Below are 24664 nucleotides of genomic sequence, written 5' to 3' on the forward strand. Positions count from 1 at the left end.
CGGCGGAACCGGTGGAATTGGCGGCAACGGCGGGCGAGGCGGGATGTTTGTCGGAAACGGGGGTGCCGGGGGCGCCGGGGGGACCGGCGGTACCGGTGGCATCGGCGCCGCCGGCTTCGCGGGTGGTGACGGTGGTGCTGGAGGCGAGGGTCTCAGCGCCGGCACCGGTTTGGCGACCGGTGGCAAGGGTGGTCTGGCAGGTGTCGGCGGAGTCGGCGGCACCGGCGGCATAGGTGGCACCGGGGGTGTGGGCGGGAACGGCGGCGCGGCCGGGTTCATCGGTATCGGCGGCGCCGGGGGCAGCGCCGGCGCAGGTGGTTTCGGCGGCATCGGCGGCATCGGCGGTGCCGGGGGCGATGGCGGCGCGGGCGGAGCAGCTGTCAGCGTGGGGCTGACCCAAGGCGGTGCCGGTAATAATGGCGCCCTTGGCGGCATTGGTGGCGTCGGCGGCGCCGGAGGCGCCGGCGGGACGGCTGGCGGCAGCGGTGGAGCCGGCGGCGTGATCGGATGGGCCGGCGCTCATGGTGCCGCCGGCGTCGGCGGTACCGGTGGCAACGGCGGTCAGGGCGGAGCCGGCGGCAATGGCGGCAACGGCGGAGACGCCAAGATGGGCGGCACCGTCGGCCAGGGCGGCAATCTTTCGCTGGGCGGGCAAGGTGGCCTGGGTGGCGTGGCTGGCGGGCCCGGGGGCAACGCGGGGTTCGCGGGCAATCTGGGTGTGCCGGGCAGCAACGGCGCCCCCGGCACGATTGTGTGACGGTTTGTGCGGTGCCGCATCGACGGTGCCGTCACTGTCATGCCGACGGAAGGCGGCGCACACTAGGCCAGCCGAACAGTGGCGGCATGCCGACCGGGGCCCGTCGAGTAGGCGCTCGTCAAGTGCGGCAGCGGCAGCGGCCGGCTGACGATGGTGACCGCGCACCACAAAGTCGGTCATCTGGCGAAATCGCCGGTGTCGGGTCGACCAATGTGCTGCACTGGTAAGCCGGCGTATCCACTCAGTATGTCGGCGGTGATCGGAGCACCTCGGTCCCGTCGAAGTTGGGAGGATTCACATGTCGTTTGTGATCGCTCTTCCGGACGGGCTGCGTACTGCCGCAACGGATTTAGCCGCAATTGGCTCGACACTGAGCGCCGCGAACACCGCCGCGGCGGCGCCGACGACGGCATTGCTGGCCGCCGCCGACGATGCGGTGTCACCGGCGATCACCGCGCTGTTTTCGGCGCACGGCCTATGCCCTGGCCGAGGCGGCCAGCGCCGCGTCCCTGAATCCGCTGCAGGCCGTGCAGCGAGGTTTGCTGAACGCGATCGCTGGAGGCGGTTCCCAAACGGCGACCGGGGGCGCCGGCGGGATCGGCGGCAGCGCCGTGCTGTTCGGGAATGGCGGCAACGGTGGCAACGGCGGAACCGGCACGACCACGGGCAGCGGCGGCGCCGGCGGTTCGTCCGGGCTGTTATTGGGCCTCAACGGGATTGACGGGTTGCCGTAGGCTAGAGCCAATTACCGGCGGCCGATCGCGGCCATCATGATCGGCGTAAAGACCCGGATGTCCGCGCCGAAGTGAGCCGCGGCCGCCTCGGCGTCCTCCTCCGAGATCAGGCCGGCGTCGACGATGGCGCCCCGCAAGCTCTCGAAGGACAACCTGAAAAATTCGAAACCGGTTGCGCTGGAATCGATTACTCGGGCGCGCCCCTCACCGCGGACCTCGATCAGCCCGGCGGCGGCCAGGTCGGCGACCGCCCGGCGGCCGTAGTGCGGCTCGAAACCGAACCGCTGCATGAAGACCAGGATCGCCTGGGTGACCCGCTCCAGTTCTGGCCCAGCCCCCTCGAGGCCAAAGGCGGTCCAGTCGTAGTCCTCGATCACCATCCATCCACCGGGGCGCAGCGCGGCGGCCAAGCGGTCGATGATCTGCCGGCGTTCCGGCAGGTGTTCGAGCACTAGTCGCGAATGCACTAAGTCGAATTCGCCGCCGGGAAGTTCGTCGGTCCGGACGTCGAGGCGGCGGACGTCGATCGAATCGCTGGCCAGCGGCTCGATGAAGCGGGTGTCGATGTCGACGGCCATGACCGTGGCGCCGCGGCCGGTCATCCAGTCCAGCAGCGAGCCAGCACCGGCGCCGACTTCCAGGCAGCGCCAGCCCGGACCGATACCAAGGTCGTCCAGCAAGCTCTGTGTCCCCGGGTCCCAAAGACTTTCGATACCTGCCAGCCGCGTGCGCTCCTGCGCAAAGCCCTGGTCGTAGACGTAGTTACGTGGCATGGCGTTAACGCTAGGCGTATGCGCGCTGGTGCACCAGAGTAGCCTGACGGTTCGTGCCCGCCGCACCACAGCGCGTCGCGCCGCAGCGTGAGATCACAGCCGAAAGCCGCGACTCGACTACCCGCTGTGTCACAGCTGCGTGCTGCGCCATCCCCGACGCCCACTGCAAACCGTTGACCCAGCATGGGCCGGCGGAAGCCGTGTTCCGGACCAACCGAGACAATTGGCGATGACCAACCTGCTGTGGCTATCGAGCGGGCCGGCCAGTACATGGCCGACGAATCGTTCTCACTGCATCCCATTCGGTACATCTACGCTAGCGAGCTGCTGCACAGTGATATTCCAGCCGACACCGTCCGCTCGCACAGCGATAAGGCCGACACCGTGTTTCGTGATCTGGCGTTGGCGCAGCCAACGCTAGCGCCCGCCCGTCGCAACAGGTCTGGGCTCTGACCAGAGACCTGTTCGCACGCTGTTGATGCCCGCATGCGCGCATCGTCCGATTCGTGTGCTCGGCGGCGCGCGTGGTCCTTCGGCTCCGAACAGAAAGTAAGGCGAGACGCGGCGCCACGTCATCACGCATCATCGATGCGTGTCACGAGGCCGTGATGATCGGGGTCTGGCCGCGCCGGCAGCCGCGCATCGAGGTTAGCTAAAATGCCGGCTAGTCGCGCAGCGACTTCCCAGGTCTGGCGACTGGACGCGCGGAAGCCCGGCCAGCAAGGTCGAGAAGGGGCAAGCCATGGTGGCGAGAGTCGTAGCGTTGATGGTCCTCTCCGTCGGGTTGGCCGCACCGGCTTATGCGGATGCCACCGACGACGCCTTCATTAACAACCTCAACACCTCGGGCATGAATTTTGGGGCTCCCGAGAAAGCGATCCAGGTCGCGAAAACCATCGTCTGCGGCTCCCTGAACGGTAAACCCGGAATCAGCAACGCAGACCTGATCACCAAGGTCATCAACGCCACTAACTGGCCGACGCTTAACGCCGCCTACTTCACGGGAGCAGCGATTCAGGCCTACTGTCCACAGTACGGCTCCCTCACTCCGCCCAGCATGCCAAGCAAGGTCCCTACTACCCCCAGTACAGCTCAATCGCCCTCGGCGCCAACACTTCAACCAGCACGAACGCGGAACTTGCTCGAACGAAAATAGACAACAGCTCTATTTGTGGTGCTGTTCCCCGCCAGGCGCGGCTTTGCTGGACCTGTATCAGCAAGCGCCGAGGCCAAGGAGTTTGTGTTCGCCAATGCCGACGTCTTTAGTTGGCGGGAAGCGTTCGAGCCGTTGATCTTCGTTGACGGCCCCACGGCTCTGATCGTCAGCGCTGCCACCGATCATCGGCGCCGGCGCAGCGCTGTGATGCCGGCGCTGCAGCAGCGGCGAGTCGGCGAGCAAGTGCAACCATGGTGGATCACGCCGACGCCGTCATCGACAACTGGCGGCCGGGCCAGCTAATCGAGATCTACGAAGCGATGCGGTCAGCGGTGCGGCGCAGCATCACTGAGTGTCTTTTCGGCTCTCGCCTTGGCGTCCACGCCGACTTCCTGGCTGAGCAACTGCAACCCCTGATCGACCTGACTAGCCTGCATCCCCACCAGCGGCAGCTACACCGGCGGGTCGGTTCACCGAGGTGGCGGCGGGCGATGGCCGCGCGGAATCGTATCGAGCTAGTGACTTTGCTCAATGGTCGGGAGTCGTTGAGCAACAACGAGATCCGCGACATGATTGTCTCCCTCATTGCCGACGGCTACGAAGTCACAAGCGGAGCCGCGCTGCGGCCATATCCCGGGCTGAAGCCGTACGTCGAAAACCGGGATTACTCGGTCGTTGGCGGCCCTCTGGTAGCCAGCGAAGCCCGGTGCCCGCTGCTTGATGATGTCGAATATGCGATCGCGCTTCGTGCATGACAGTTCGACCGTGGTGGCGGGAACACAGCGTCAGAGCCGATTTCGACCCTTACCTTCGGATTGGCGCGGATGTTGGCTCCCCAGCCCGGATTCTTGCCTCGGCCAGCCGTCGAGCCCACGATATAGATCTTGTTGTCGATATCGGAATACCCGACGGGAGTAGCCCGTTCGGCGCCAGTTTTGGCCCCAGTGCAGGTCAGCAGCAGCAGGGTGAAGCCCTCGAACTGCCCGCCGACCCTACCCTCGTTGGCGCGGAACTCGGCGATGGTCTGCTCGTTGAACAATCTCTCGGACTCTAGTGGGGCATCCCAGTAGTCATCGCTCATCAGTTCTTCCCTTCGCGTTGTTTGCTATCTGCTCCATGCGTTCGTCGGTTGCGCCGAAAGGCTGGGTGGCGTGCGACTCATGACCTATGCCCCTACCGCTCATCGGTTCCGCGGTGATGGTATGGAAGGTGGCTTCCCACACGAAGGAGATGGCGCGATGACCGAGAACGCCAACAACGCTAAGGCCTGCCGCGTTGACGTGATGATCGAAGAACACGACGAGCGCACCCGGGCCAAGGCGCGACTGGACTGGGGCGGTCACCGGCTGGTCGGTATCGGCTTGGCACGGCTGGACCCGGCCGATGAGCCGGTGGCCCAGATCGGCGACGAGCTCGCGATCGCCAGGGCGCTGACCGATCTGGCGAACCAGCTATTCGCCTTGACGTCCGCCGACATCCAAGCCAACACTCATCAGCCGGTTACTGGCCTGCACCACTGAGTCACCCAAAGCGCCTTCCGCGCAACGTGATTGGCTTCCTACGGATCACCGAGGTGCGCGAGGAACCAATTGCGCGCCAGCGTCGCTGCTTGCTCCAGCGTGCCTGGCTCTTCGAAGAGGTGAGTGGCGCCAGGAACCACGGTCAGTTCGCAGACTCCCGGAATCGCCGCTTGTGCCTGCCGGTTGAGTTCGAGGACCATCTGGTCGCGTCCACCGACGATTAGCAGCGTGGGAGCATGCACCTGGCGAAGCGCATCGCCGGCAAGGTCGGGTCGCCCACCGCGGGATACCACTGCCGCGACCTTGACGCCGGGATGGGCGGACGCCACCAGGGCCGCGCCAGCACCGGTGCTGGCCCCGAAGAAACCGACCGGCAGGGCGGCGGTATTGGGCTGCCCGCCCAGCCAGCTGGTGACATCGACCAGTCGGCGGGCTAGCAAGCTGATGTCGAAGACGTTGGCGCGGTTGCGTTCTTCGTCTGGTGTCAGCAGGTCGAGCAGTAACGTGGCCAGCCCGACGTTGTTGAGCACCTCGGCGACGTAGATATTGCGCGGGCTATGCCGGCTGCTACCGCTGCCGTGAGCGAAGACCACGACCCCGGTTGGCTGTCCGGGAATGGTCAGGCGCCCGGCCACCGACACCGGCCCGGCAGCGACCCTCACTTCCTCGTCGCGCGGCGGGTCGCCTTGGGCGTCTACTGCGGGGAATCCGGCGCGAGCACGATCGAGCAGTGCCACCACCTCGTCGTCGGAGGTCTGGGCGAAATCGCGGTATCCCTGGCCGACAGCGAAATAGGGCACGGGTGTTTCCAGGCAGACCACCTCGTCGGCATACCCGGCGAAGCGCTGGGCCGTGTCTGTCGCACCGATCGGAACCGCCAGGATCACTTTGCTGGCGCCGTGAGCTCGGGCAACCTGGCAGGCGGCCTGCGCGGTGGCTCCGGTGGCGACGCCGTCGTCGACAATCACCGCGATGCGCCCCTGAAGCGCGATCGGAACATGGTCGGCGCGGAAACGTTTCGCTCGGCGCTGTAACTCCGCCCGCTGAGTGGTCTCCACTGCGGCCATGTCCTTTTCGCTGAGGCCGGCCTCGCGCACAACATCCTTGTTGATGACCCGAACACCGCTGTCACCGATGGCGCCGAAGGCAAGCTCGGAGTGCAAAGGCACGCCCAGCTTGCGCACCAGCAGAACATCGAGCGGCGCGCGCAGCGCCCGGGCAACCTCGAAAGCCACGGGAACACCGCCTCGCGGCAGACCTAGCACCACCACGTCGAGACCATGCAAGAATTCCAGACGGTGCGCCAACTGCCGCCCGGCATCGATGCGATCGTTGAACAGCTTCATGTAGTCGAGTGTCCACCGAGTCAGAGTTTGCCGGTATGGCCACAGGTCCCTAATTGTTGGCGTTGTCACCGTGGTATCGGGTTGCGAACACCTCCGCTGCTGCCGCTTCCGCTTCTTCCGGCGTTGGCAAACCCCAGGTCTTGCCCACGAATTCGCCAAGTAGTGCGCTGCGTTGGTGGTCCCCGTCGGCCGCTTGACCCATCCTCTCGAGGATGAAGACGTACTGAGCCGATTGCGCCTTTTGCCGAGCCAAGTCCGCAATGACGAGGATCTCGGCGGCGAGCTGTGATTCGCTCATTCGCGCCACCCTCTCCGAGAGTTGAACCTGCTCGACGCGGCCGTCCATCAACGTCGATACCGACACGCTGCCTTGGGGATTTGTCACCCTGAAAGTCGCGATATGTTCGGGGGCGTGGTCCACGTTGCTTTCGCCATCCGGGGAAGCCGCCGGCGCCAAACCGACAAATGGGTCCACGGTCCACCGAGCCGTGCCGTCGGCGCCCCAGGGCTCTACGGCGTCGTAATCATCGCTGTCGAAATCGTCTCCGGGCGAGTTCACCACATTTCCTTTTCCGAGCGGACATCGGTTTGCCCGAACGTCAGGTGAGCCAAGAGTTGAGGGCTTCGCCCCACGTCTCATCGGCGTCCAGATATGCGTGCGCAGCGCTGCGCAGAGCATTGGCGAGATCGGTGCCGGCCGCATGCAAAGACGAGCCAAGGGCGTTGCGCGTGGCTTCATACATGTGCAGGGTGGTGTTGAACTGCGAGCAGTATGAACCGTGAGTGATGGCTACCGATTCGCTGAGTCCGGCGGCCCTAGCTGTCGCGGAGGCGGCATCGGCTGCGGCGTTATCGTGGTGTGCGGCAAGGACACTGAGGAACTCCGGCTGGACTTGCAAGCTGCCTGTCATCGATCGAATCCTTCCGTCTAGCCCGCCGCTGAGTAGGCTGGCTTTGGTCTCGGCTCGCCAACGGTGTCAGACGACGCGTAGCTCCAGCGTCCGTTGGCTGCCGCTGACACCGGCGTCGACTGGTGCGCGTTCGGTGTCGTGCGCGCCCGCCGCTGCGCCATCGGAGTACTTTTTTGCCGTCGCGCCTTTCGAGGCTGCCGACGCTGGGTGCATGCCGCCGAGCCCTTGGGGATTCTGCGCAGCGACCGGCTGCGGCGCTCCGCCCAGCTGTTCCAGCACGTTGCTGGCTGGGCCGTCCAGCGTGGAGCGCGGATTGGCCTGACTCGCAGCCGAACGCAGCTGAGCGGCGCTCGCCAAGCCCCCAAACCCGGCACCGCCCACCATGTCCGGCAGACCGGGCAGACCGGGCAGACCGGTTGAGCCCGGCAAGGCGGCCGGGCTAGCCAAGCCGCTCGAACCGGACAATCCGGGCGCGCTGAACAAGCTGGTCAACTGGGACAAGCTGCTCATGCCGCCCAAGCCGGGCACGCCCTCAAAGAAGGACTCCAGCTTTGACAACCAGTTCGACAGTATTTTGGACACCCACCCCGTCAGCTCGTCCCATAGCTCCTTGAGGCCTTCAAACGCGTGCGTCACGAATTCCCACAGTTCGGCCAACAGATCCTTGATGGCGTTCACCACGTCCGCGACCACTGACGCCAGCAAGGCCGCCAACTTGGCAAGCAGCTTGACTAATCGAACCGTGTTGATCAGCGTCTTCGCCATCAAATAAGCCAGTCCGACCCCCACCGCAGCCATCGCGACCGCACAAGCCGTTGCTTGGAACGCGGCCGACATGGGCCACCCGACAATCGGGATGTACGTCATGTCCACCGCCACCGGGCGGACGAATTCGAGTCCATTCTTTGCGCCGTCCACGATCTCGCGTGTTTTCGTGACCGCGCTGGCCTGATCCGCGATCAGCTGCTCGAGCTCACGTTCGAGCTCGCCGAGCTCCTGGAAGAAATTTACGTGCTTTTGATTTTTGCTGGAGTATTTGTCCGCGGCGGCGCCTAACCAACGGTCGCCGGGAAGCGCCGACTCCAGCTCATTGACGCCCTTCGCGAAGAGTGAGGCTGTGGAGCGCAATATGCCCCCGTCGTTGGGTATTCCCAACCCGAGGAGGAGTTCCAATCCTTTGATAGTGGTTAGCGCTGGATCGATGATGAAGGCTCTGCTCATGCCCGGTACCCCCACAGCCGTGGATGATGTGCGTGCCGTGTCCGCGTTTGGCATTGTGCACGGACATTTCCGTCTTAATGCCTCGCTCAGCAGAAGTCAACAGTCGAAATTCTCAAGATTCATCGAGGGGGCAGCGCCTTCGCCGCCGGCTCTGGCCTGGGTTGCCACGAGAGCTGTTGCCGCAGAGTTAGTTTCTCGGCCGGCTGATCGGCTAGCGCTCTGCCGGGCTGGGTGCCAGGCCCCGGGTGGATGGCGAATCCGGGCAATGCGGGCCGCGGTCACACTGATGATTCTGCACCCGGTACACACGCCGCTTTATCGACGTTTATGTGGCACACTTTTGATAGTGGACAAAATAGTGTTAATTCTGCACTCGCTACGTTTAACTGTGGCGAAGGTGTGTGCTCGCCTGAGAGTCCCAACCTTAGCTATTTCAGTAGCTGCATTCGGTATTATGGGCAATCGAATACAGGATAAGCTAGGTCAAAGAATTGATGAGAAGCTCCAGTTACGGGGGCTTTGCCATCCTGGCATTGTGGCTGTACTAGATCCGGGTCGGATTTGCCGTACGCCTCTGCTGCTGCGTCATCTCCATTATGGGCCAGTTATCGTCTCGACTGGCGTGGCGACAGATGTATCAAGATCACCGGAGCGGACGGGTGGATCCGCCAGCAATGTTGCTATAGGACACAAAGCCCAAAAGATACTTTCGGTTAATGGTGTGACTACTGTGACTGCAGCAAATGTATGTGGATAAGACGAAGCCGGGCTACTTGCTCATCGCGTCGAAATTCGGCTACGAATTCTGTTCGGCGAGCCTATGGTTCGCGGCATACCGGAGCAACGCGCCCACGCCGTCGACGGGCGAGACCTGCGCGTCGGCACGAACCAGCGAGGCGTCGACTGCGATGGCGGCGAACGGCAACGCCTCGTCGGCCCGTGCCACTCGTGCCACCGGCTCACCCAACTCCGACAACACATCAGCATTGGGCGCCACCGTTGTCAGCGCTGCGCCGGTGACCACCGTCGCGTCGCCAAGATTCCCGACGATCAGCGTGTCAACGTCGCCATCGCGCAGCGCCGCACACACCGCCGCCACGCCTTCGGCGGCCAATCCCGAACCGCGTCCCATTTCCGCTTCGAAACGTCGCATGACGTCATCGATTTCGGCGCACCGCTGCCGATTGAACTCCGCCTCGGTCAACTCACGGATCTCGTCGTCGCCGAGGCCGCCATTGCGCGCTCCGCGCGCTCCTGCAGGCAATTGCGACACCCGCTGCGCCGCGCGCTGCGGCAACGCCGATACCAAGTCTGAGCGCGATCGCACCTCACCGCATACGAACACGACTTCGGGGTCCGCTTGGTCAACCAGCCGGGTGAGGTGGTCGGCGACGGCGCGGCAGTTCATCCGGATGGCTTCCTCGGTGGTGTGCTGGAAGTCGCCATAGCCGTTCCAACCCGCGGTGACCGGTTTGTGGATCGGGTAACCGCCGCCGTCGATGCTGCTTGAGCTGAAGCTGTCGCCCCGGTAGAGCCTGACGTCGGCGCCGGTGTGATCCACTGCCGCAAAGACATACGTCGGCCGCAGCATCTGGCGGTCAATCAGCGGCACGACGTAGGGGTAGTCCGAGAGGCGAACCACCGTTGTTGGTGGCGGGCTGACGAGCTGGTCGTTGAACAGCACCTGGGCGTTGGTCGCAATGACCGCGCGACCGCGCCGGCCGACAGCCGGCCGGTGGTTGATTACTGCCTCTTCGACCTTGCCGACGACTTCCGCGTCTGCCCTCAGATCCTCGAGATGCCTATGGATGTCGCGCCATTTCGCCTCGAGCTGCTCGGTGGCATCTGCGGTGTCGTGTGAGTCGTCGAAGTAGACCGAGGCGAACGGGCCTGTTGCACGTGTCAACCATCGGAGGCGTTCTGATCGCATGCCAATCTTCTCCGCTACGTGTCCTTACTACCTGCCTACTTACCGCCCACCCTATGAAGGGCCGCTGCGGCTGCGCGAGAGTCATTAGCCCCCAGGCCCGGGTCTTTGGTCCCCTGTCGCGTCGCGGCGCTCAGCGCTGGTTGTCTTGATACAGCGCTGCTATGCGGTCAGCGGATTTGTCGACGACCACCTTGCGGCGCAGCTTCATGCTCGGCGTCAGATCACCGGATTCGATGGACAACTCGCGGTCGAGGATGGTGAATTTCTTGATCTGCTCCCACCGGTTCAGCTCCGCGTTCAGCATGTCAATGTAGTCCGCGATCAGGTCCCGGGTCATATCGTCGCCGGCGATTTCAGCGAAAGACCGACCCGCCAATCCATGCTTGGCGGCCCAGTCGGTGATCGCCTCGCGGTCCAGGCTGACCAAGGCCACGCAATACGGTTTCGATTCGCCAATGACGATGAGCTCGCCCGCATACGGGCACAGACCCTTGAACCTCACCTCGATCGCCGAGGGTGCCACATACTTGCCCTGGGAGGTCTTGAACATGTCCTTCTTGCGGTCGGTGATCCGCAAATAGCCGTCGGCGTCGATCTCACCGATGTCGCCGGTGTGAAACCACCCGTCTTGGTCGAGTGCCTCCGCGGTCTTGTCGGGCAGCTCATGGTAGGAGGTCATCAAACCCGGTCCCCGGAGCAGAATTTCGCCGTCCTCAGCGATCTTGACCTCGGTGGCGGGGAAGGGCCGGCCGACCGTGCCGAACCGATATGCGTTGGGGCGGTTGATAAACGAGGCGGCAGCAGTCTCGGTCAAACCATAGCCCTCGAGCACGGTGATGCCGATCGCATCGAACCACTGTGCGACGTTGCGGTCCAGGGCGGCGGCTGCGGAGACGAAGAAGCGGATCCGGCCACCGAAGCGCTCGCGGATAGTCGCGAATACCAGCCGGTCTGCTACCTTGTACGCCAGCGAAGCCGCCAGCGAGGGCTTCTTGCCCGCTTGCCTAGCCGCCGACACGCGCAATCCCACCCTGATTGACCAGCCGAAAATCGTCCGCTTGAGCCGGCTTTGCTCGGCGACCAGCTGCTCGATGCGGGCATGCGCCTTTTCGAAGATGCGTGGTGCGGCGCCCATGATGGTGGGATGCAGGGCCGCAAGGTTGTCGACGATCTTCTCGACGCGCCCGTCTATCGCAGTGGGGAACCCGATTGACAGTGGCAGCGCAAGCATCACCTTGCCGAAGGCATGGGCCAGGGGTAGCCACAGGAAGTTCAGGTCGTCGGGGCCGAGTACATGGAGGGTATCGATGGCTGCAGCGGTGTATGTCCAGGCTCCGTGGGTCAGCCGCACCCCCTTGGGCCGCCCGGTGGTCCCGGAGGTGTAGATGAGGCTGGCGAGCTGGTCGGGACCGACCGTCGCGACACGCTCTGCAATGACATTGGTGGAGTCGGCCAGCAGCTGTTTACCCAGCTGCTCCAGGTCGGCGAGGGTGATCACCCAGTCGCCGTCAACTTTGCCGTCGATGATCACGACCTTGCCTACCGCGGGTAGTTCGGCGCGGTGCTCGAGCAGCTTGTCGACCTGCTTTTGGTCCTCGGCGACAACGACCCGGCTGCCGGAATTGGCGACGATGTAGGCGACATCGGGAGCAATGGTCGTCGGGTACACGGTGGTGGTCGCCGCGCCAGCGCACATCACCGCGAAGTCGACCAGCACCCATTCGTAGCGCGTCGACGAGGCCAGCGCGACCCGATCCTCGGCGGCAATGCCCAGCGAGATCAGTCCTGCCGCGAGGTGGTTCACGCGTTCGCCAACCTGCTCCCAGGTAACGCTCTCCCAGCCATCCCCGTGCGGATAGCGGAAGGCCTCGGCATGGGGGGTGGCGGCCACCCGGTCGAGGAACATCCGTGCTACCGACGGCGCCCGGTTCTCGATCTTGGCGATATCGGGTTTCTCTAACGAGGTGAGTGCGGTGTTCATGACTCGAACCTCCTGTCGCCGAACGGGAACGACGCTGGATGACTAACCGGGTAACGCATAACGATCATGCTGAAACGCCGCTAACATGTTCGATGGTTCTGCTGTTGCCGCACCAGGCCTAGGGACCAAAGTCATCCGCTGATCGGCGATCGTCCCTTCAGCCGCCGATCGGCCCAGTTCAGGTCGCAGCCGCGGTCCCGGGGCTGGTCGTCGGCGAAATCCAAAGACGACGTGTGCGGCGCTGGGAACGGCAAGATCCAGGAGTGGTCACCACGACGGTGCAAATCCCTGCCCTCAAGGACCTGCCCTCGATAACGCCATGCGCCGGCAAATTATGAATGTGGCCTACCAGGTAAACGACGCATTCGACTGAGTCGGGGACCAACGCCCCTACCCGGTGGCGGGGCGTCCGCGCAGCATGGAGTTTCCAGGTTCGGCATCCGGAGGAGTTGGTCGAATGAAATCACTGATCGTGTGCGTGTCGACAGCGCACGGCAACACTCGCCGCGTCGCCGAGCGGATAGCCGAGGTACTCGATGCCGAGGTAGTCGAACCCGAGCAAGTCGATCCCCGAACGCTCGCCGAGTACAACCTCGTCGGGTTCGGATCGGGCATTTACTACATGGCGGTGCACCGCAGGCTGCGTAACTTGCTGCGGAGCCTGCCCCAGGTCGACGACGTCGCAGCGTTCCTCTTCTTCACCACCGGTGCCCGCGAGGTGCCGCTGCTGGGTTACCGCAAGCCGATTGCGAAACAGCTTGCTGCTAAAGGGTTTCAGGTCATCGGGTCTTTTTCCTGTCGCGGGCTGGACACGGTTGGTCCGTTCGGCTACATCGGCGGAATCAACAAGGGACGGCCCAACGAGCACGACCTGGATCGAGCCGCGGCATTCGCGGCCCGGCTTCGCGAACGGGTCACCGGCTCGACAACAGCCTCCTGACCCATGGCAAGCGAAGAGCGCGCCGTCCTAGCATTGGTGCGCGGTCTGGTCGCCGAAGTGCACCCGCGTGCCAGGCCGCCTTCGGTGACGCTGGACAGCACTTTCGACGACCTGGGCATCGGCAGCCTCGAGCTGGCCGAACTGCTGCTGCGCGTGCAGGACAAATGCGCGGTGGCCCTACCGGCGCACCTCTTGGCCAGTGCGGAGACACCCCGTGACCTGGTGCAGGCGCTGGCTCGCGGTCGTCCTGTGGTGAGGGCGGATCGCGGCATGCTGTCGCTACCCACGAGCGCGCCGGCCGGTGTGGTGCCCGAGGCGGCGTTGACCCTCAACGACGTCCTCGACTGGCATGTCAACGCAACCCCGGAGCGCATGCACATCCGCCTGCTCAACGACGCGGACGGCCTTGAGGACTTGACCTATGCGACGCTGCACCGCCAGGCGGCCGCGGTGGCGGCCGGGCTGATCGCCCACGACGTGATGCCGGGCGAAACAGTCGCCATCATGTTGCCTACCTGTCGGGCGTACTTCGCCGCCTTCGCCGGTGTGGTGCTCGCCGGCGCTGTGCCGGTTCCCGTTTACCCGCCGGCCCGGCCGTCCCAGTTGGCTGACCACCTGCGTCGCACCACCGGGATCCTCGCCAACGCCCGCGCCGTCTTGCTGATCACTGTGCCCGAGGGTGTCCCCCTCGGCCACCTGCTGCGGTCAAACGTCGAAAGCCTGCGTCACGTCGTTGTCCCCGAAACCCTCACGGGCGCAGCCGAAGACACGCTGCTGTCACTGCCACGACCGAGAACCGACGACCTGGCGCTGGTGCAGTACACCTCGGGCAGCACCGGCCAGCCCAAAGGCGTCGCGCTTGCGCACCGTAACCTACTCGCCAATATCCGGGCGATGGGCCAGGTCGCCGGGGCGTCGGGGGCGGACACGTTTGTCAGCTGGCTGCCGCTGTATCACGACATGGGTCTGATCGGCGCATGGCTTGGATCCATGTATTTCGGTGTCCCGCTGGTGGTGATGAGTCCTGCGGCCTTCCTGATCCGTCCGTCCCGATGGCTGTGGGCGATCCACGCCAACAAGGCCACCATGTCAGCCGGCCCGAACTTCGCCTACGAGCTGTGCCTGGCCAAAGTCCGTGACGAGGAAATCCAAGGACTCGACCTGAGCTCGTGGCGGTTGGCCTACAACGGCGCCGAACCGGTGAGCCCCGCCACGATCGAGCGGTTCGCCAAACGCTTCGCCCCGTATGGATTTCGGCCCGACGCGATGACGCCGGTGTACGGGCTAGCCGAATCCTCAGTGGGACTGGCTTTTCCGCCACTGGGTCGAGGTCCAGTGATCGACCGGATCGGCCGGGAGGCGTTCGTGCGGTCCGGGCGGGCCGAGCCGGCCGGCCCCGGTGAGCGCGACGCCCTTCGTTTCGTGGCCTGCGGCCAACCGTTACCGGGCCACGAGATCCGGATCATCGATACTGCCGGAACTGAATTGGGTGATCGCCGGGAAGGGCGTGTCGAGTTCCGCGGGCCGTCTGCGACCGCCGGCTATTTCAACAATCCGACGGCAACACGCACGTTGTTTCACGACGCCTGGCTCGACACCGGCGACCTGGGCTATCTAGCAGGCGCCGACCTGTACGTGACCGGTCGGGTGAAGGATGTCATCATCCGGGCCGGACGTAACCTGCACCCGGCCGAGCTGGAAGAGGCCGTCGGCAACCTCGACGGTGTCCGCAAAGGCTGTGTGGCGGTGTTCGCCTCTCCCGACCCGTCCGGGGGTGCCGAGCGGCTGATCGTCATGGCCGAGACCCGAGCGGTTGGAGACGACGCCCGCGCTGCATTGCGTTCCGAAATCGCTGCTAGCACAGTGGAGTTTCTCGGTGTACCGCCAGACGACGTGGTCCTGGCGCCGCCGCGCACGGTGCTGAAGACCTCGAGCGGTAAGATCCGGCGGGCCGCCAGCCGGCAACTCTACGAGGCGGGCAAAATCGGTGCCCGGCCGCGGGCGGTGTGGTGGGAGCTGGTCCGGTTCAGCCTGCGCGGCGCGGTGCCGTCGATGCACCGCACCGGCCGGGCGGCTGCCGCGGTGGGCTTCGCGGTTTACACCTGGGCGGTTTACATTGCCCTTGGACTGTCGTTGGTCGTCCTGCTGACCTTGCTGCCGCGGGAGCGATGGCGCTGGTGGGTGGTTCGGCGGTGGATCCGCCTGCTGGCCGGTCTTACCGGGACTCCCATCACGGTGTACGGCCGTGCTCACCTGCCGGCCCAGACCTGCATCACAGTGGCTAACCACCCAAGCTGGATTGACGGGATCGTGCTCGCCTCGGTCTTGCCGCCGTCGTTCCACTTCGTGGTCGCCGAACAGTTACATCGGGGCATCTACGGATTCGCGCTGCGGCGGCTGGGCACCCAATTCGTCGAACGCCACCAGCGCGAGCAAGGCGTGGCCGACACCGATCAGCTCGTTGCCCGCGCGCGCGGGGGACAGTCGCTGGTGATCTTCCCCGAAGGCCGGTTGGCCCGCGCCCCGGGAGTGCGGCCCTTCCACCTCGGTGCGTTCGTGGTGGCAGCCGAGGCTGGGGTACTGGTCGTCCCGGTAGCGATCCGGGGGACGCGGTCGGTGCTAAGGCCAGGCCACCATTTTCCGCGCCGGGGCGCGATTGACATCGTCATCGGCGAGCCGATCCGGCCCGGAGGGTCCGACTGGGATGCGGCGGTCGAATTGCAGCGGGCCGGACGCAACGCCGTGTTGCAGATGTCGGGGGAACCCGACGTCGAATAGTTACCCCGAGTGACTTTCGGCGGGACATAAGACCCTAACGTGTCATCAGGTGGCTTGTTAGCTTTGCTGCTATGGCAATGTCGGCCAGTGACGACGACGAACACCCGCAGGCTCGGCGGTCGAGCTTGTCCGGCGTCGCTGGCTTGGGCGGTGTTGTCAAACCATTCCTGAACACCGGCCGCTATCTCGCCCAATCCTGGCGCGACTATCTGGATCACCGGCCAGACGAGCTGCCCATCGCACGACCCACAATGGCATTGGCCGCCCAAGCGTTTCGTGACGAGATCGTCCTGATGGGCCTCAAGGCGCGTCGCCCGATCAGCAAGGGGCCAGTGTTCGAGCGAATCCGGGACGAAGTGACCGCGGGCCTACAGTTCTACGGAAACCGGGGATGGCTGGCGTGGCCGCGGGGCTTTTTTGCTGATCCCCCGCCCCTTTCAGACGTGACGGTTCGGAAGATCAAGGGACGCAGACGCACCTTTTATCGCATGTTCTTCGACAGCGGATATGCGCCGCATCCGGGCGAACCAGGTACCGAACGGTGGTTGGGATACACCGCGAACAACCGCGAGTACGCCCTGTTGCTGCGCCATCCTGAGCCGCGTCCCTGGCTGGTGTGTGTGCATGGTACCGAAATGGGCCGTGCCCCACTTGATCTGGCTGTGTTTCGATCTTGGAAACTGCACGAAGAGCTTGGTCTGAACATTGTCATGCCGGTCCTTCCGATGCACGGCCCGCGCGCGCGGGGTCTGCCGAAGGGCGCGGTGTTTCCCGGCGAGGACGTTCTGGACGACGTTCACGCGACGGCTCAGGGGGTGTGGGATATCCGGCGGATACTGTCCTGGATACGGTTGCAGGAGCCGGAATCGCTGATTGGGGTGAACGGACTTTCACTCGGCGGTTACCTCACGTCGTTGGTGGCCAGCCTCGAAGAAGGTCTCACCTGCGCCATTCTTGGTGTGCCGGTAGCTGATCTGGTCGAGTTGCTGGGCCGCCATTCCGGGCTGCGCAGCGACGACCCCCGCAGCGACATCGTAAAAGTGGCCGAGCCCATCGGCCGAATGATTTCGCCCCTCTCGCTTACCCCCCTGGTGTCGGTGGGAGGACGTTTCATCTACGCCGGCGTCGCTGACCAACTCGTGCACCCGCGCGAGCAGGTGACCCGCCTCTGGGAACACTGGGGCAAGCCCGAAATCGTCTGGTACCCAGGGGGTCACGCCGGGTTCTTTCGCTCGCGTCCGGTGCAGCGGTTCGTCGAGGAGGCGCTGCAGCAGTCAGGGCTCCTCGACGAACCGCCGGCGGAGCGCGACCAGCCCGCATAGTGGTGCGAGGACGACATGATTCCGCTGGATCCGTTGGACGCGGCCATGATGACCGCGGAGTTGGTGTCCAATCCGATGCATGTTGGCGCGGTGCTGATCCTGTCACCACCGCAGAATTCTGGGCCCAATTATGCCGACGAGCTGTATCGCGACGCGCTGGCCGGTAACGACTCGGTCGATCCGCGGCTTCGCAGGTATCCGCACCAGGGTGTGGACACCGGAGGCATTTGGATCTGGCGTACTGCCGAGACCGTTGATGTGCGGCAACACTGCCAACGCTGCACGGTCTCGGATGACGACGAACTCTGGCCGCTGATCGCCGAGCTGGATGCCGAACGCCTCGATCGGTCCCGGCCCATGTGGATGTCGTATCTGATCGATGGTCTCGCGGATGGCCGATTCGCCTTTTACATCAAGGTGCATCACACCGTCATCGACGGTGTGGCTGGGCTCAAGATGATCGCCGAGGCACTGAGCACCGATGCCGAACGTCGGTCGATGCCGCCGTTCTACGCCGACCGGCATGGTGAAAGCCCGCCGGCATCGACGTCGACCGGATTGCTGCCTCGTCTGGTGGCATCGTTGCGGTCGCTGGCGGGCGCGGCGGCGTCGACCGTCGAGCTGGCTAATAACGTTGTGACAGGCGAAATTTCGACCGCGCTCGACAGCCTGATCGGGCACACGACTGTGCTGCCATTCGGAGCGCCCTACACGCGGTTCAATGGCCGTCTCGGGCCCGAGCGCGCCGTCGCGGCGGGTAGCTGGCCGCGGAGTCGCGTCCGGGCGGTGCAGCAGGCTGCCGGAGTAACCGGCAACGACGTGGTGACCGCCATGGTGGCCGGGGTGCTGCGCCGCTGGATGCTGGACCGCGGCGAGCTGCCCAAGCGCTCGTTGGTGGCCATCTGTCCGATCACGGTGCGTGGCCGTGAGCCCGTTGCGGCAGACGACGAGCACGGTAATATGTTCGGACTTTGGTTGTGCCCCTTGGGCACCGATGTGGACGACCCGCTAGCGCGGCTGGATCTCATTCACCGGTCGATGTCGCACGGTAAACGGTGGGTAGGCAAGCGCGGATCGGCGGCGTCGCTGCTGACGGTAGCGGGCAGTATCGCCGCGACCGTGCTTTTCCCGCTGCTGCCGTTCACGCCGAAGATCCGCACCGGATACAACGTTCCGATATCCCATGTTCCCGGACCGCGCGTCGAAAGGTATTGGAACGGAGCGCATGTCGATGAAATTTATCCGGTGTCGGCAGTCTATGATGGTCAGGCGCTCAACGTGACGACGTGCTCTTATGCTGACCGGGTCGGGCTCGGCTACGTCGCCGGCCGCGATGTAGTACCGGATATCGCCACTTTGATACCGCTGACCGGGCAGTGCCTGGCCGAACTGGAAGCTGTTTTAGGCGTGGGGATTTGATCAGGCGGCTGGGGGAAGGCCATCAAAAAGAACCCTTTGAGGGTGGCCAACCATCCGACGGCCGACACGATGATGGCCGGAGCGCCCCGCCAGTACTGGTGCAGCGCGACGACGGTCATCCCGATGAGCAGAGTGAACGCGCCAGAAACCCAGGGCCACACCTCTGTCTGACATTCGGTGAGATTCGTCCAATCCCATACGGCCATCCGATCGCTTAATCGCTGCGTCCGATAGGGACGAAGGGCCCAGATTCGGAGGGCTTTACCTCGGTACCTCGGTACCTCGGTACCTCGGACCGAACTCTGGCAGCGCTGAACGTCAAGGCCAACCCGCAGGTCACGATCCTGGTCAACGTCGAGAGCGAACCGAGCGATCGGAGAGTCCTGAGGATTCACGGCCGTGCGACAGTGCGTACTGACTCGAGGTTATGTCGCTGCTACCTGCGCCACGACCTGTGGAAATACTTCATAAGCTGGCGTGGGCTCGGGAACGCGCTCGTGCACGCTCGACTTCTTCCGGTCGTGCATCGCTACCTCTCGTCGAGGCCGAAAGGAAAGATGTGCGTGCTTGAGGTCCTACCGCAGCAAGCGGAACTTCTGATCGTGCCTAAACAGATTGGGAAGCCTCGCAACCTAGTTGGCCAGCTTGGCGGGTCGCCGGGTTTGCTTCGTCCGTCTCTGCTTGCGCGCCAGTGCCCGGGCCAGCAGGCGTGCGATGCCGAGTTCGATGCCGCGGGCGAGTTCGTCGACGTCGGGTGTGGCGTCGTAGTCGGCGGTGATGCCGAACACCAATGTGTCGACATAGGTGAGCATGCCTATGACGGTGCGCAAGTGCATGGCGATCGGCGGTACCGGCAGCAGCTCTTCCACCGGGCGGCCCAATACCTGAAGCCGATGACGGGGACCCGGCACATTGGTCGCCAGCGTGACGACGCTGCGTTGGGGCAGCCGCGTCAGGAGCCGAACTGTCCACGCACTCAACACGAATGGCACGAAGTTGGCTAACGCGACGAAAGCGCTCGCTGCTTGGCGCTCGCCACTGCCTTTCAACCTGTCCAGCCGGGTGTGGACCAGCCGTAACCGCTTCACCGGGTCGTCTTGCTCCACCGGCAACGAGGGAAGCATGGCCGACACGCGGATGTCGGTGTGGTTCATCGCATCCGGGGGGCGTACCGATACCGGGATCAACGTGCGCAGCGAGTTGCGCCTGGGCTTTTCGCCACGACGTAGCAGGACCGCCCGATAGCTGTCGGTGATGGCGGCAAGTGCCACGTCGTTGAGTGTCACGTCGAAGACCTCGCATACTGTTTCGACGTCTTTGAGCGACACCCGGGCGGCGCTGTAGCGGCGCATGTTGGTCACCGAGCCGCGCAGCGACGAATCTGCTGCGGGCGTGAGTAAGCCAGCAAGGAATTCGGCCGCACCCTTAGCGGTATGCGCGGCTGCGCCGGTTGCGGCGACCGACGCACGCCACAGCCCGCCGGCCCAGCGCAGCGGGTTGAGGCTGAGGCCGGCGGGGTTACCGAAAGATAACGGCGGCTCTTTGGCGGCCCGGATATCGCTGGCGAACGTCGCCCTGGCGCCGGCATCAGAGATACTCGCCAACATGCGGGTCGCGGAGATCCCGTCAGCAATGCAGTGGTGGATTTTCATCAGCGCCGCCCACCGGCGATCCGGCAGGCCCTCGATGACCCAGCACTCCCACAACGGGTGATCGCGGTCGAGTCGGCGCTCCATGAGATCGGCGATTGTCCGGAACAACGCGGCGTCGTCGCCGGGTTGGGGCACTGCCGCCCAACGCACATGGTGGGTGATGTCAAAGTGAGCGTCGTCAACCCATTCCGGCGCTGCGAGTTCCAGGGGGTGCTTGTGTACCAACTGGGTGAGCCGGGGGATGGTTCGCATCCGTTCCGAGAGTGCCTGGATGAGCTCGTTGCGCCCGGGGCTCGGTCCGTCGATGACGGCCAGCGCGCCGATGGCCAGACTCACGTGCCTGTCGGCATCTTCTGCCTCCAGGAAGCTGGCCTCCACGGTTGTCAGCTGTTCCATTGCCAGCCACCTCCGCTCACCAGTGGTCGGCATCACTATCGCGGTGCGACGCGGCGACCGATAGTGCCGTTAGTCCCGAACGCGTAGTGCCAGATTTCCCAATCGGCTGGGCTCAGCGAATCGCCATGCTGCGTGGCGCGCTGCCCACATACCTCATGATGCGATCCAGGACGATATTGGAGAGGTCGCCGTCGTCGGCAACCTGGCCAAGTCCGCGCCGGCGCAGGAAGGTGTCGAGACGCCGATCAGGCGGCCAGCCGGCATAGATCGTGTCCACGTAGCGCGAGCGTAGGAATTCCCAAGCCAAGGTATCGACGTCAGAATCGGTCAACAATGGTGGGTCGCCACGCATACGCCCTCTACTCCTTGCCAAGCTGCAACCGCAGCCAAACTACGTGGACCAGGTCATGATTAGGTCACGTCCGCGTTGCGGAATAGGGTCCAAAGTCACCTATTCGGCGTGCCGTCCGCGCTGACGGCAGTGACCCGCCCTGCCCGCACAGCCGCTGTCCGGGCATGAGCCCAAGGCATATTGGCTTCTTCGCCGAGGACCATTGACCCTGGTGGGTGGTGCGGTGCCGCCGCAGACTAACGCCATGGCCACCACGACAATACGCATCGCTGAGGCGGCGGTGCTGTGCGCGGTGCTGTATGGCACGCGCCGGTACTACCGCAACTGGGGTGCAACCAAGGAAGAGGCCCGGATGCGGCTGCCTGGGGACAGCTTGGTGGGCGATCCAGCTACCCAGACCACCGAGGCGGTGTGCATCGGCGCCCCGGCGTCGGCCGTGTGGCCGCGGTTGTTGCAGCTGGGTCAGGACCGGGGTGGCTGCTACGGTCTGGCTGGACTGAAAAACCTGGCTGGCCTTCGCTGCACGGACGCCGATCGCGTCCACCCGGAATGGCAGCACCTGGCCGTCGGCGATGTGGTGCGCCTGGCTCCCGAAGGTTGGCTGGGTCTACAAGACGGACTGACGTTGCGGGTCGCCGAAATTGTGCCCGAGAAAACCCTCGTACTCAATGCCACGCGAGATGACCAGCGCTGGAACGCAGTGTGGTCGTTCCACCTGCAGCCGCACTGGGAGGATCGGGTCCGGCTGCTTACCCGCACCCGGATCGCACTGCGCCACCCGGGCGAAGTGTTCGCGCTGGAACTGGTCAGACCGCTGATCTCGCTGGGCACCCGGGGACTGCTGTTGGGAATCAAGCGCCGCGTTGAGCGGGAGGCGTCGAATCAGTCGCCCACCAATGCCGCGAGCCCACGCTGAACATGCCCGGACCGATGCCCTAGTTGTTGGCGACCTGGATGTGCTTCTCGGCCTTGGCTGGTTCCGAAACTCCCACGGAGACCGTCAAGATGCCCTTGTCATAGGTCGCCTTGATGTCGTCTTCGTCGGCGCCCTGCGGTAGTGACACCGTGCGGACAAACGAGCCGTAAGAGAACTCCGATCGACCATCAAATTCCTTCTTCTCGCTGCGTTGTGCCTTGATGGTGAGTTGCCCGTTGCAGACGGTGATATCGACGTCCTTCGCCGGGTCGATACCGGGAATTTCGGCGCGCACTTCATAGCGGCCTTCGGTCAACTCGTCTTCTAGGCGCATCAGCCGGGTGTCGAACATCGGCCGGATTCCGGCGAAGGAGGGGAACGCTGTGAGGAAGTCCGAGAAGTCTGGGAACAGCGAATGCGGTTCTCGCGTAACGGGAAGTGTGGTCATGGTGTTCTCCTTGGTTGTGACCCCCGATTGGTGACGGAATCAATCCGACCACCCGAGCCGGTCGCCCGGTAGGGCCCGAAGTCCTCATTCGTCAAGGCTCGCAGGGCCATCGACCCGGGACCAGAAGGTCCAACGGCCCTAGTGTCCGCTGCGGCGTCGCATTAGGTTCGGCAGCAGACGAACCGGACATCGAGGAGGATGCCATGACGACCGCACGCGACATCATGAACGCCGGGGTGACCTGTGTGGGCGAGCACGAGACGCTCACTGCTGCTGCCCAACACATGCGCGAGCACGATATCGGTGCGTTGCCAATCTGCGGCGACGACGACCGACTCCATGGAATGCTCACCGATCGCGACATTGTCGTGAAAGGCATTGCAGCGGGCCTGGACCCGAACACCACGACCGCTGGTGAGCTCATCCACGATCACATCTACTACGTCGACGCAGACGCAAGCATCTCCGAGATGCTCAACGTCATGGAAGAGCACCAGGTTCGCCGCGTTCCGGTGATCGAAGAACACCGGCTGGTGGGCATCGTCACCGAAGCCGACATCGCTCGGCAGCTGCCCGAGCATTCCATCGCCGAATTCGTCAAAGCGATCTGCTCGCCGATGGCCATCACCGGCTAGCACCTCGGCGGCCAGTCTGGAGGTATCGAGGTGCACGACGCGATCCCACTCGGGCGGATCGCCGGGTTCTCGGTGAAGGTTCACTGGAGCGTCCTGGTCATCCTGTGGTTATTTACCTGGAGCCTGGCCACGACTTTGCCGAGTGCGGTGAGAGGTTACGCGCCCGTGGCGTATTGGTTAGCCGGCGCGGGCGGCGCGCTGGTGTTGCTGGCGTCGCTGCTTGCCCATGAGCTCGCGCACGCCGTGGTCGCTCGTCGTTCAGGTACACCGGTCAGCGACGTGACGCTGTGGCTGTTCGGTGGAGTCACCACACTGGGTGGCGAAGCGCAAACACCCAAGGCAGCCTTCCGGATCGCTTTTGCGGGTCCGGCTACCAGCCTGGCGCTGTCAGCGACATTCGGTGCGTTGGCTGTCGCGCTCGCCCTCGTGCGGACGCCACCGATCGTGATCAGCGTTGCGTGGTGGTTGGCTGCGGTGAATTTGGTGTTGGGAGTGTTCAATTTGTTGCCGGGTGCGCCGTTGGACGGCGGCCGGCTGGTCCGGGCCTACTTATGGCGCCGCCACGGCGACGTCGTGCGCGCCGGAATCGGTGCGGCACGCGCCGGGCGCGTGGTCGCATTCGTCTTAATCACCTTGGGATTGGTCGAATTTTTGGCCGGCGGCCTGTTCGGCGGCGTCTGGTTGGCCTTCATCGGCTGGTTTATCTTCGCGGCCGCTCGCGAGGAGGAGACCCGCATTTCGACTCAGCAGCTTTTTGCCGGGGTGCGGGTGGCGGATGCGATGACGCCCGAGCCGCACACCGCTCCCGGATGGATCATGGTCGAGGACTTCATTCAGCGGTATGTGTTGGGTGATCGGCACTCGGCCTACCCGGTTGCCGAGCGGGACGGGTCGGTCATGGGCTTGGTCACGCTGAGGCAGCTGCGAGAGCTGGCGCCGGCTCGACGCGGCAGCACCAGCGTGCGTGATATCGCCCTGCCGCTGCCGGACCTGCCGACTGCGACGCCGCGCGAGCCGCTGACTGCGCTGTTGGAGCGAATGGCGCCGGCCGGTCCCGCAAGCCGTGCCCTGGTTGTCGATGGCGGCGCGGTGGTCGGCATTGTGACGGCTAGTGATATCGCACGGCTTGCCGATGTTTACCGGCTCGCCCCGCAACACCCGACGTTGACCAGAGCTCCGGGCGAGAACTATTCCACCGCTGGGTGATTCGCACCATGCCCGAGAGGAGGACCGAAATGAAACCGGTCATTGTGGGCATCGATGGTTCGCAAGCGGCGATCGCGGCCGCACTCTGGGGTGTCGATGAGGCCATCGGCAGCGCCGTGCCGCTGCGCCTGATCGCGGTGATCAAGACGACTCACCCATCCCCGGAGGACTACGAGCATGATCTTGCGCATGCCGAGACGTCGCTGCGGGCAGCGCAAGCCGCGATCGAGGCCACCGGGAAGCTGGTCAAGGTCGAAACCGACACCCCGCG

Annotated in this window: 23 protein-coding genes and 3 pseudogenes; 15 read left to right on the forward strand and 11 right to left on the reverse strand. The window is 64.5% G+C overall.

Going from position 1 to position 24664, the window contains the following annotated elements; all coding sequences use genetic code 11:
• The 3 genes and pseudogenes from F0Q45_RS12805 to F0Q45_RS29280 form a co-directional block, all read left to right on the forward strand.
• Positions 1-757: pseudogene (locus tag F0Q45_RS12805) on the forward strand (PE family protein); the annotation flags it as partial.
• Positions 758-1055: 298 nt separating this feature from the next.
• Positions 1056-1172: pseudogene (locus F0Q45_RS29275) on the forward strand (PE domain-containing protein); the annotation flags it as partial.
• Between the two features lie 112 nt (positions 1173-1284).
• On the forward strand, positions 1285-1491 hold the full coding sequence (locus F0Q45_RS29280) for a hypothetical protein (protein WP_262490985.1): 207 nt from the start codon (positions 1285-1287) through the stop codon (positions 1489-1491).
• Between the two features lie 11 nt (positions 1492-1502).
• On the opposite strand, the gene F0Q45_RS12815 is transcribed toward F0Q45_RS29280, so the two are convergent.
• Positions 1503-2264 carry a class I SAM-dependent methyltransferase gene (locus F0Q45_RS12815; protein WP_149654311.1) on the reverse strand — a complete coding sequence of 254 codons (762 nt, stop codon included), beginning with the start codon at positions 2262-2264 and terminating at the stop codon, positions 1503-1505.
• A gap of 243 nt (positions 2265-2507) precedes the next feature.
• Here F0Q45_RS12815 and F0Q45_RS12820 point away from each other — a divergent pair, with 243 nt between their 5' ends.
• The 3 genes from F0Q45_RS12820 to F0Q45_RS30215 all read left to right on the forward strand — a co-directional run bounded on the left by F0Q45_RS12820 (position 2508) and on the right by F0Q45_RS30215 (position 3723).
• Positions 2508-2717, forward strand: a complete 210-nt coding sequence (locus tag F0Q45_RS12820) for a hypothetical protein (protein WP_149654312.1) — start codon at positions 2508-2510, stop codon at positions 2715-2717.
• 289 nt (positions 2718-3006) lie between these two features.
• Positions 3007-3420 carry a DUF732 domain-containing protein gene (locus F0Q45_RS12825; RefSeq protein WP_149654313.1) on the forward strand — a complete coding sequence of 138 codons (414 nt, stop codon included), beginning with the start codon at positions 3007-3009 and terminating at the stop codon, positions 3418-3420.
• A gap of 15 nt (positions 3421-3435) precedes the next feature.
• Positions 3436-3723: a hypothetical protein gene (locus F0Q45_RS30215; RefSeq protein WP_149654314.1), complete on the forward strand. Its 288-nt coding sequence runs from the start codon at positions 3436-3438 to the stop codon at positions 3721-3723.
• A 338-nt stretch (positions 3724-4061) separates the two neighbouring features.
• Here F0Q45_RS30215 and F0Q45_RS12835 read toward each other — a convergent pair.
• Positions 4062-4501 (reverse strand): annotated as a pseudogene (locus tag F0Q45_RS12835) (nitroreductase/quinone reductase family protein); the annotation flags it as partial.
• Positions 4502-4658: 157 nt separating this feature from the next.
• Here F0Q45_RS12835 and F0Q45_RS12840 point away from each other — a divergent pair.
• Complete coding sequence (locus F0Q45_RS12840; RefSeq protein WP_149654315.1) at positions 4659-4940, forward strand: DUF1876 domain-containing protein; 282 nt, start codon at positions 4659-4661, stop codon at positions 4938-4940.
• A 38-nt stretch (positions 4941-4978) separates the two neighbouring features.
• On the opposite strand, the gene F0Q45_RS12845 is transcribed toward F0Q45_RS12840, so the two are convergent.
• The 6 genes from F0Q45_RS12845 to F0Q45_RS12870 all read right to left on the reverse strand — a co-directional run bounded on the left by F0Q45_RS12845 (position 4979) and on the right by F0Q45_RS12870 (position 12329).
• Positions 4979-6286, reverse strand: coding sequence for a phosphoribosyltransferase family protein (locus F0Q45_RS12845; protein ID WP_149654316.1), 1308 nt, complete (start codon positions 6284-6286; stop codon positions 4979-4981).
• Positions 6287-6335: 49 nt separating this feature from the next.
• Entirely contained in the window at positions 6336-6845 is a 510-nt protein-coding gene (locus F0Q45_RS12850; protein WP_149654317.1) for a secretion protein EspD, read from the reverse strand.
• 40 nt (positions 6846-6885) lie between these two features.
• Positions 6886-7197: an ESX-1 secretion-associated protein gene (locus F0Q45_RS12855; RefSeq protein WP_149654318.1), complete on the reverse strand. Its 312-nt coding sequence runs from the start codon at positions 7195-7197 to the stop codon at positions 6886-6888.
• 66 nt (positions 7198-7263) lie between these two features.
• Positions 7264-8418, reverse strand: a complete 1155-nt coding sequence (locus F0Q45_RS12860) for an EspA/EspE family type VII secretion system effector (RefSeq protein WP_149654319.1) — start codon at positions 8416-8418, stop codon at positions 7264-7266.
• 796 nt (positions 8419-9214) lie between these two features.
• On the reverse strand, positions 9215-10348 hold the full coding sequence (locus F0Q45_RS12865; protein ID WP_149654320.1) for an Rv2629 family ribosome hibernation factor: 1134 nt from the start codon (positions 10346-10348) through the stop codon (positions 9215-9217).
• 130 nt (positions 10349-10478) lie between these two features.
• Positions 10479-12329, reverse strand: a complete 1851-nt coding sequence (locus F0Q45_RS12870) for an AMP-dependent synthetase/ligase (RefSeq protein ID WP_149654321.1) — start codon at positions 12327-12329, stop codon at positions 10479-10481.
• A gap of 457 nt (positions 12330-12786) precedes the next feature.
• On the opposite strand from F0Q45_RS12870, the gene F0Q45_RS12875 reads away from it, so the two are divergent.
• From F0Q45_RS12875 to F0Q45_RS12890, 4 genes are all read left to right on the forward strand, one after another.
• Complete coding sequence (locus F0Q45_RS12875) at positions 12787-13269, forward strand: flavodoxin family protein (protein ID WP_149654322.1); 483 nt, start codon at positions 12787-12789, stop codon at positions 13267-13269.
• A 3-nt stretch (positions 13270-13272) separates the two neighbouring features.
• Positions 13273-16047: an AMP-binding protein gene (locus F0Q45_RS12880; protein WP_149654323.1), complete on the forward strand. Its 2775-nt coding sequence runs from the start codon at positions 13273-13275 to the stop codon at positions 16045-16047.
• Positions 16048-16118: 71 nt separating this feature from the next.
• The gene (locus F0Q45_RS12885; protein WP_262490984.1) at positions 16119-17369 is read left to right on the forward strand and encodes an alpha/beta hydrolase family protein; all 1251 of its coding nucleotides are present in this window, start codon (positions 16119-16121) and stop codon (positions 17367-17369) included.
• Between the two features lie 15 nt (positions 17370-17384).
• Positions 17385-18788 (forward strand): wax ester/triacylglycerol synthase family O-acyltransferase, encoded by a 1404-nt coding sequence (locus F0Q45_RS12890; protein WP_149654324.1) that lies wholly within the window; start codon positions 17385-17387, stop codon positions 18786-18788.
• Positions 18789-19420: 632 nt separating this feature from the next.
• Here F0Q45_RS12890 and F0Q45_RS12900 read toward each other — a convergent pair.
• A complete protein-coding gene (locus F0Q45_RS12900; protein ID WP_149654325.1) occupies positions 19421-20836 on the reverse strand; it encodes a wax ester/triacylglycerol synthase family O-acyltransferase in 1416 nt (471 codons plus the stop codon).
• 112 nt (positions 20837-20948) lie between these two features.
• Positions 20949-21188, reverse strand: a complete 240-nt coding sequence (locus tag F0Q45_RS12905; RefSeq protein ID WP_149654326.1) for a hypothetical protein — start codon at positions 21186-21188, stop codon at positions 20949-20951.
• Between the two features lie 244 nt (positions 21189-21432).
• Between F0Q45_RS12905 and F0Q45_RS12910 the strand changes: the two genes are divergently transcribed.
• Positions 21433-22104 (forward strand): SRPBCC family protein, encoded by a 672-nt coding sequence (locus tag F0Q45_RS12910; RefSeq protein WP_149654327.1) that lies wholly within the window; start codon positions 21433-21435, stop codon positions 22102-22104.
• A gap of 19 nt (positions 22105-22123) precedes the next feature.
• On the opposite strand, the gene F0Q45_RS12915 is transcribed toward F0Q45_RS12910, so the two are convergent.
• Positions 22124-22552, reverse strand: coding sequence for an Hsp20/alpha crystallin family protein (locus F0Q45_RS12915; protein ID WP_149654328.1), 429 nt, complete (start codon positions 22550-22552; stop codon positions 22124-22126).
• A 203-nt stretch (positions 22553-22755) separates the two neighbouring features.
• Here F0Q45_RS12915 and F0Q45_RS12920 point away from each other — a divergent pair, with 203 nt between their 5' ends.
• From F0Q45_RS12920 to F0Q45_RS12930, 3 genes are all read left to right on the forward strand, one after another.
• Positions 22756-23187: a CBS domain-containing protein gene (locus F0Q45_RS12920; protein ID WP_149654329.1), complete on the forward strand. Its 432-nt coding sequence runs from the start codon at positions 22756-22758 to the stop codon at positions 23185-23187.
• A 30-nt stretch (positions 23188-23217) separates the two neighbouring features.
• Positions 23218-24393: a site-2 protease family protein gene (locus F0Q45_RS12925; RefSeq protein WP_149654330.1), complete on the forward strand. Its 1176-nt coding sequence runs from the start codon at positions 23218-23220 to the stop codon at positions 24391-24393.
• 29 nt (positions 24394-24422) lie between these two features.
• The coding region (locus tag F0Q45_RS12930; RefSeq protein WP_149654331.1) for a universal stress protein at positions 24423-24664 on the forward strand (242 nt) is incomplete at its 3' end.

This window comes from Mycobacterium simiae (assembly GCF_008370645.1).
GTDB lineage: Bacteria > Actinomycetota > Actinomycetes > Mycobacteriales > Mycobacteriaceae > Mycobacterium > Mycobacterium simiae_A.

What these genes read in the sequence shown, in the direction of transcription:
- F0Q45_RS12815 (WP_149654311.1), bottom strand. Translation starts at nt 2,264, where the DNA reads ATGCCACGTAACTACGTCTACGACCAGGGCTTTGCGCAGGAGCGCACG.
- F0Q45_RS12825 (WP_149654313.1), top strand. Translation starts at nt 3,007, where the DNA reads ATGGTGGCGAGAGTCGTAGCGTTGATGGTCCTCTCCGTCGGGTTGGCC.
- F0Q45_RS12840 (WP_149654315.1), top strand. Translation starts at nt 4,659, where the DNA reads ATGACCGAGAACGCCAACAACGCTAAGGCCTGCCGCGTTGACGTGATG.
- F0Q45_RS12845 (WP_149654316.1), bottom strand. Translation starts at nt 6,286, where the DNA reads ATGAAGCTGTTCAACGATCGCATCGATGCCGGGCGGCAGTTGGCGCAC.
- F0Q45_RS12855 (WP_149654318.1), bottom strand. Translation starts at nt 7,197, where the DNA reads ATGACAGGCAGCTTGCAAGTCCAGCCGGAGTTCCTCAGTGTCCTTGCC.
- F0Q45_RS12860 (WP_149654319.1), bottom strand. Translation starts at nt 8,418, where the DNA reads ATGAGCAGAGCCTTCATCATCGATCCAGCGCTAACCACTATCAAAGGA.
- F0Q45_RS12865 (WP_149654320.1), bottom strand. Translation starts at nt 10,348, where the DNA reads ATGCGATCAGAACGCCTCCGATGGTTGACACGTGCAACAGGCCCGTTC.
- F0Q45_RS12870 (WP_149654321.1), bottom strand. Translation starts at nt 12,329, where the DNA reads ATGAACACCGCACTCACCTCGTTAGAGAAACCCGATATCGCCAAGATC.
- F0Q45_RS12875 (WP_149654322.1), top strand. Translation starts at nt 12,787, where the DNA reads ATGAAATCACTGATCGTGTGCGTGTCGACAGCGCACGGCAACACTCGC.
- F0Q45_RS12880 (WP_149654323.1), top strand. Translation starts at nt 13,273, where the DNA reads ATGGCAAGCGAAGAGCGCGCCGTCCTAGCATTGGTGCGCGGTCTGGTC.
- F0Q45_RS12885 (WP_262490984.1), top strand. Translation starts at nt 16,119, where the DNA reads ATGGCAATGTCGGCCAGTGACGACGACGAACACCCGCAGGCTCGGCGG.
- F0Q45_RS12890 (WP_149654324.1), top strand. Translation starts at nt 17,385, where the DNA reads ATGATTCCGCTGGATCCGTTGGACGCGGCCATGATGACCGCGGAGTTG.
- F0Q45_RS12900 (WP_149654325.1), bottom strand. Translation starts at nt 20,836, where the DNA reads ATGGAACAGCTGACAACCGTGGAGGCCAGCTTCCTGGAGGCAGAAGAT.
- F0Q45_RS12905 (WP_149654326.1), bottom strand. Translation starts at nt 21,188, where the DNA reads ATGCGTGGCGACCCACCATTGTTGACCGATTCTGACGTCGATACCTTG.
- F0Q45_RS12910 (WP_149654327.1), top strand. Translation starts at nt 21,433, where the DNA reads ATGGCCACCACGACAATACGCATCGCTGAGGCGGCGGTGCTGTGCGCG.
- F0Q45_RS12915 (WP_149654328.1), bottom strand. Translation starts at nt 22,552, where the DNA reads ATGACCACACTTCCCGTTACGCGAGAACCGCATTCGCTGTTCCCAGAC.
- F0Q45_RS12920 (WP_149654329.1), top strand. Translation starts at nt 22,756, where the DNA reads ATGACGACCGCACGCGACATCATGAACGCCGGGGTGACCTGTGTGGGC.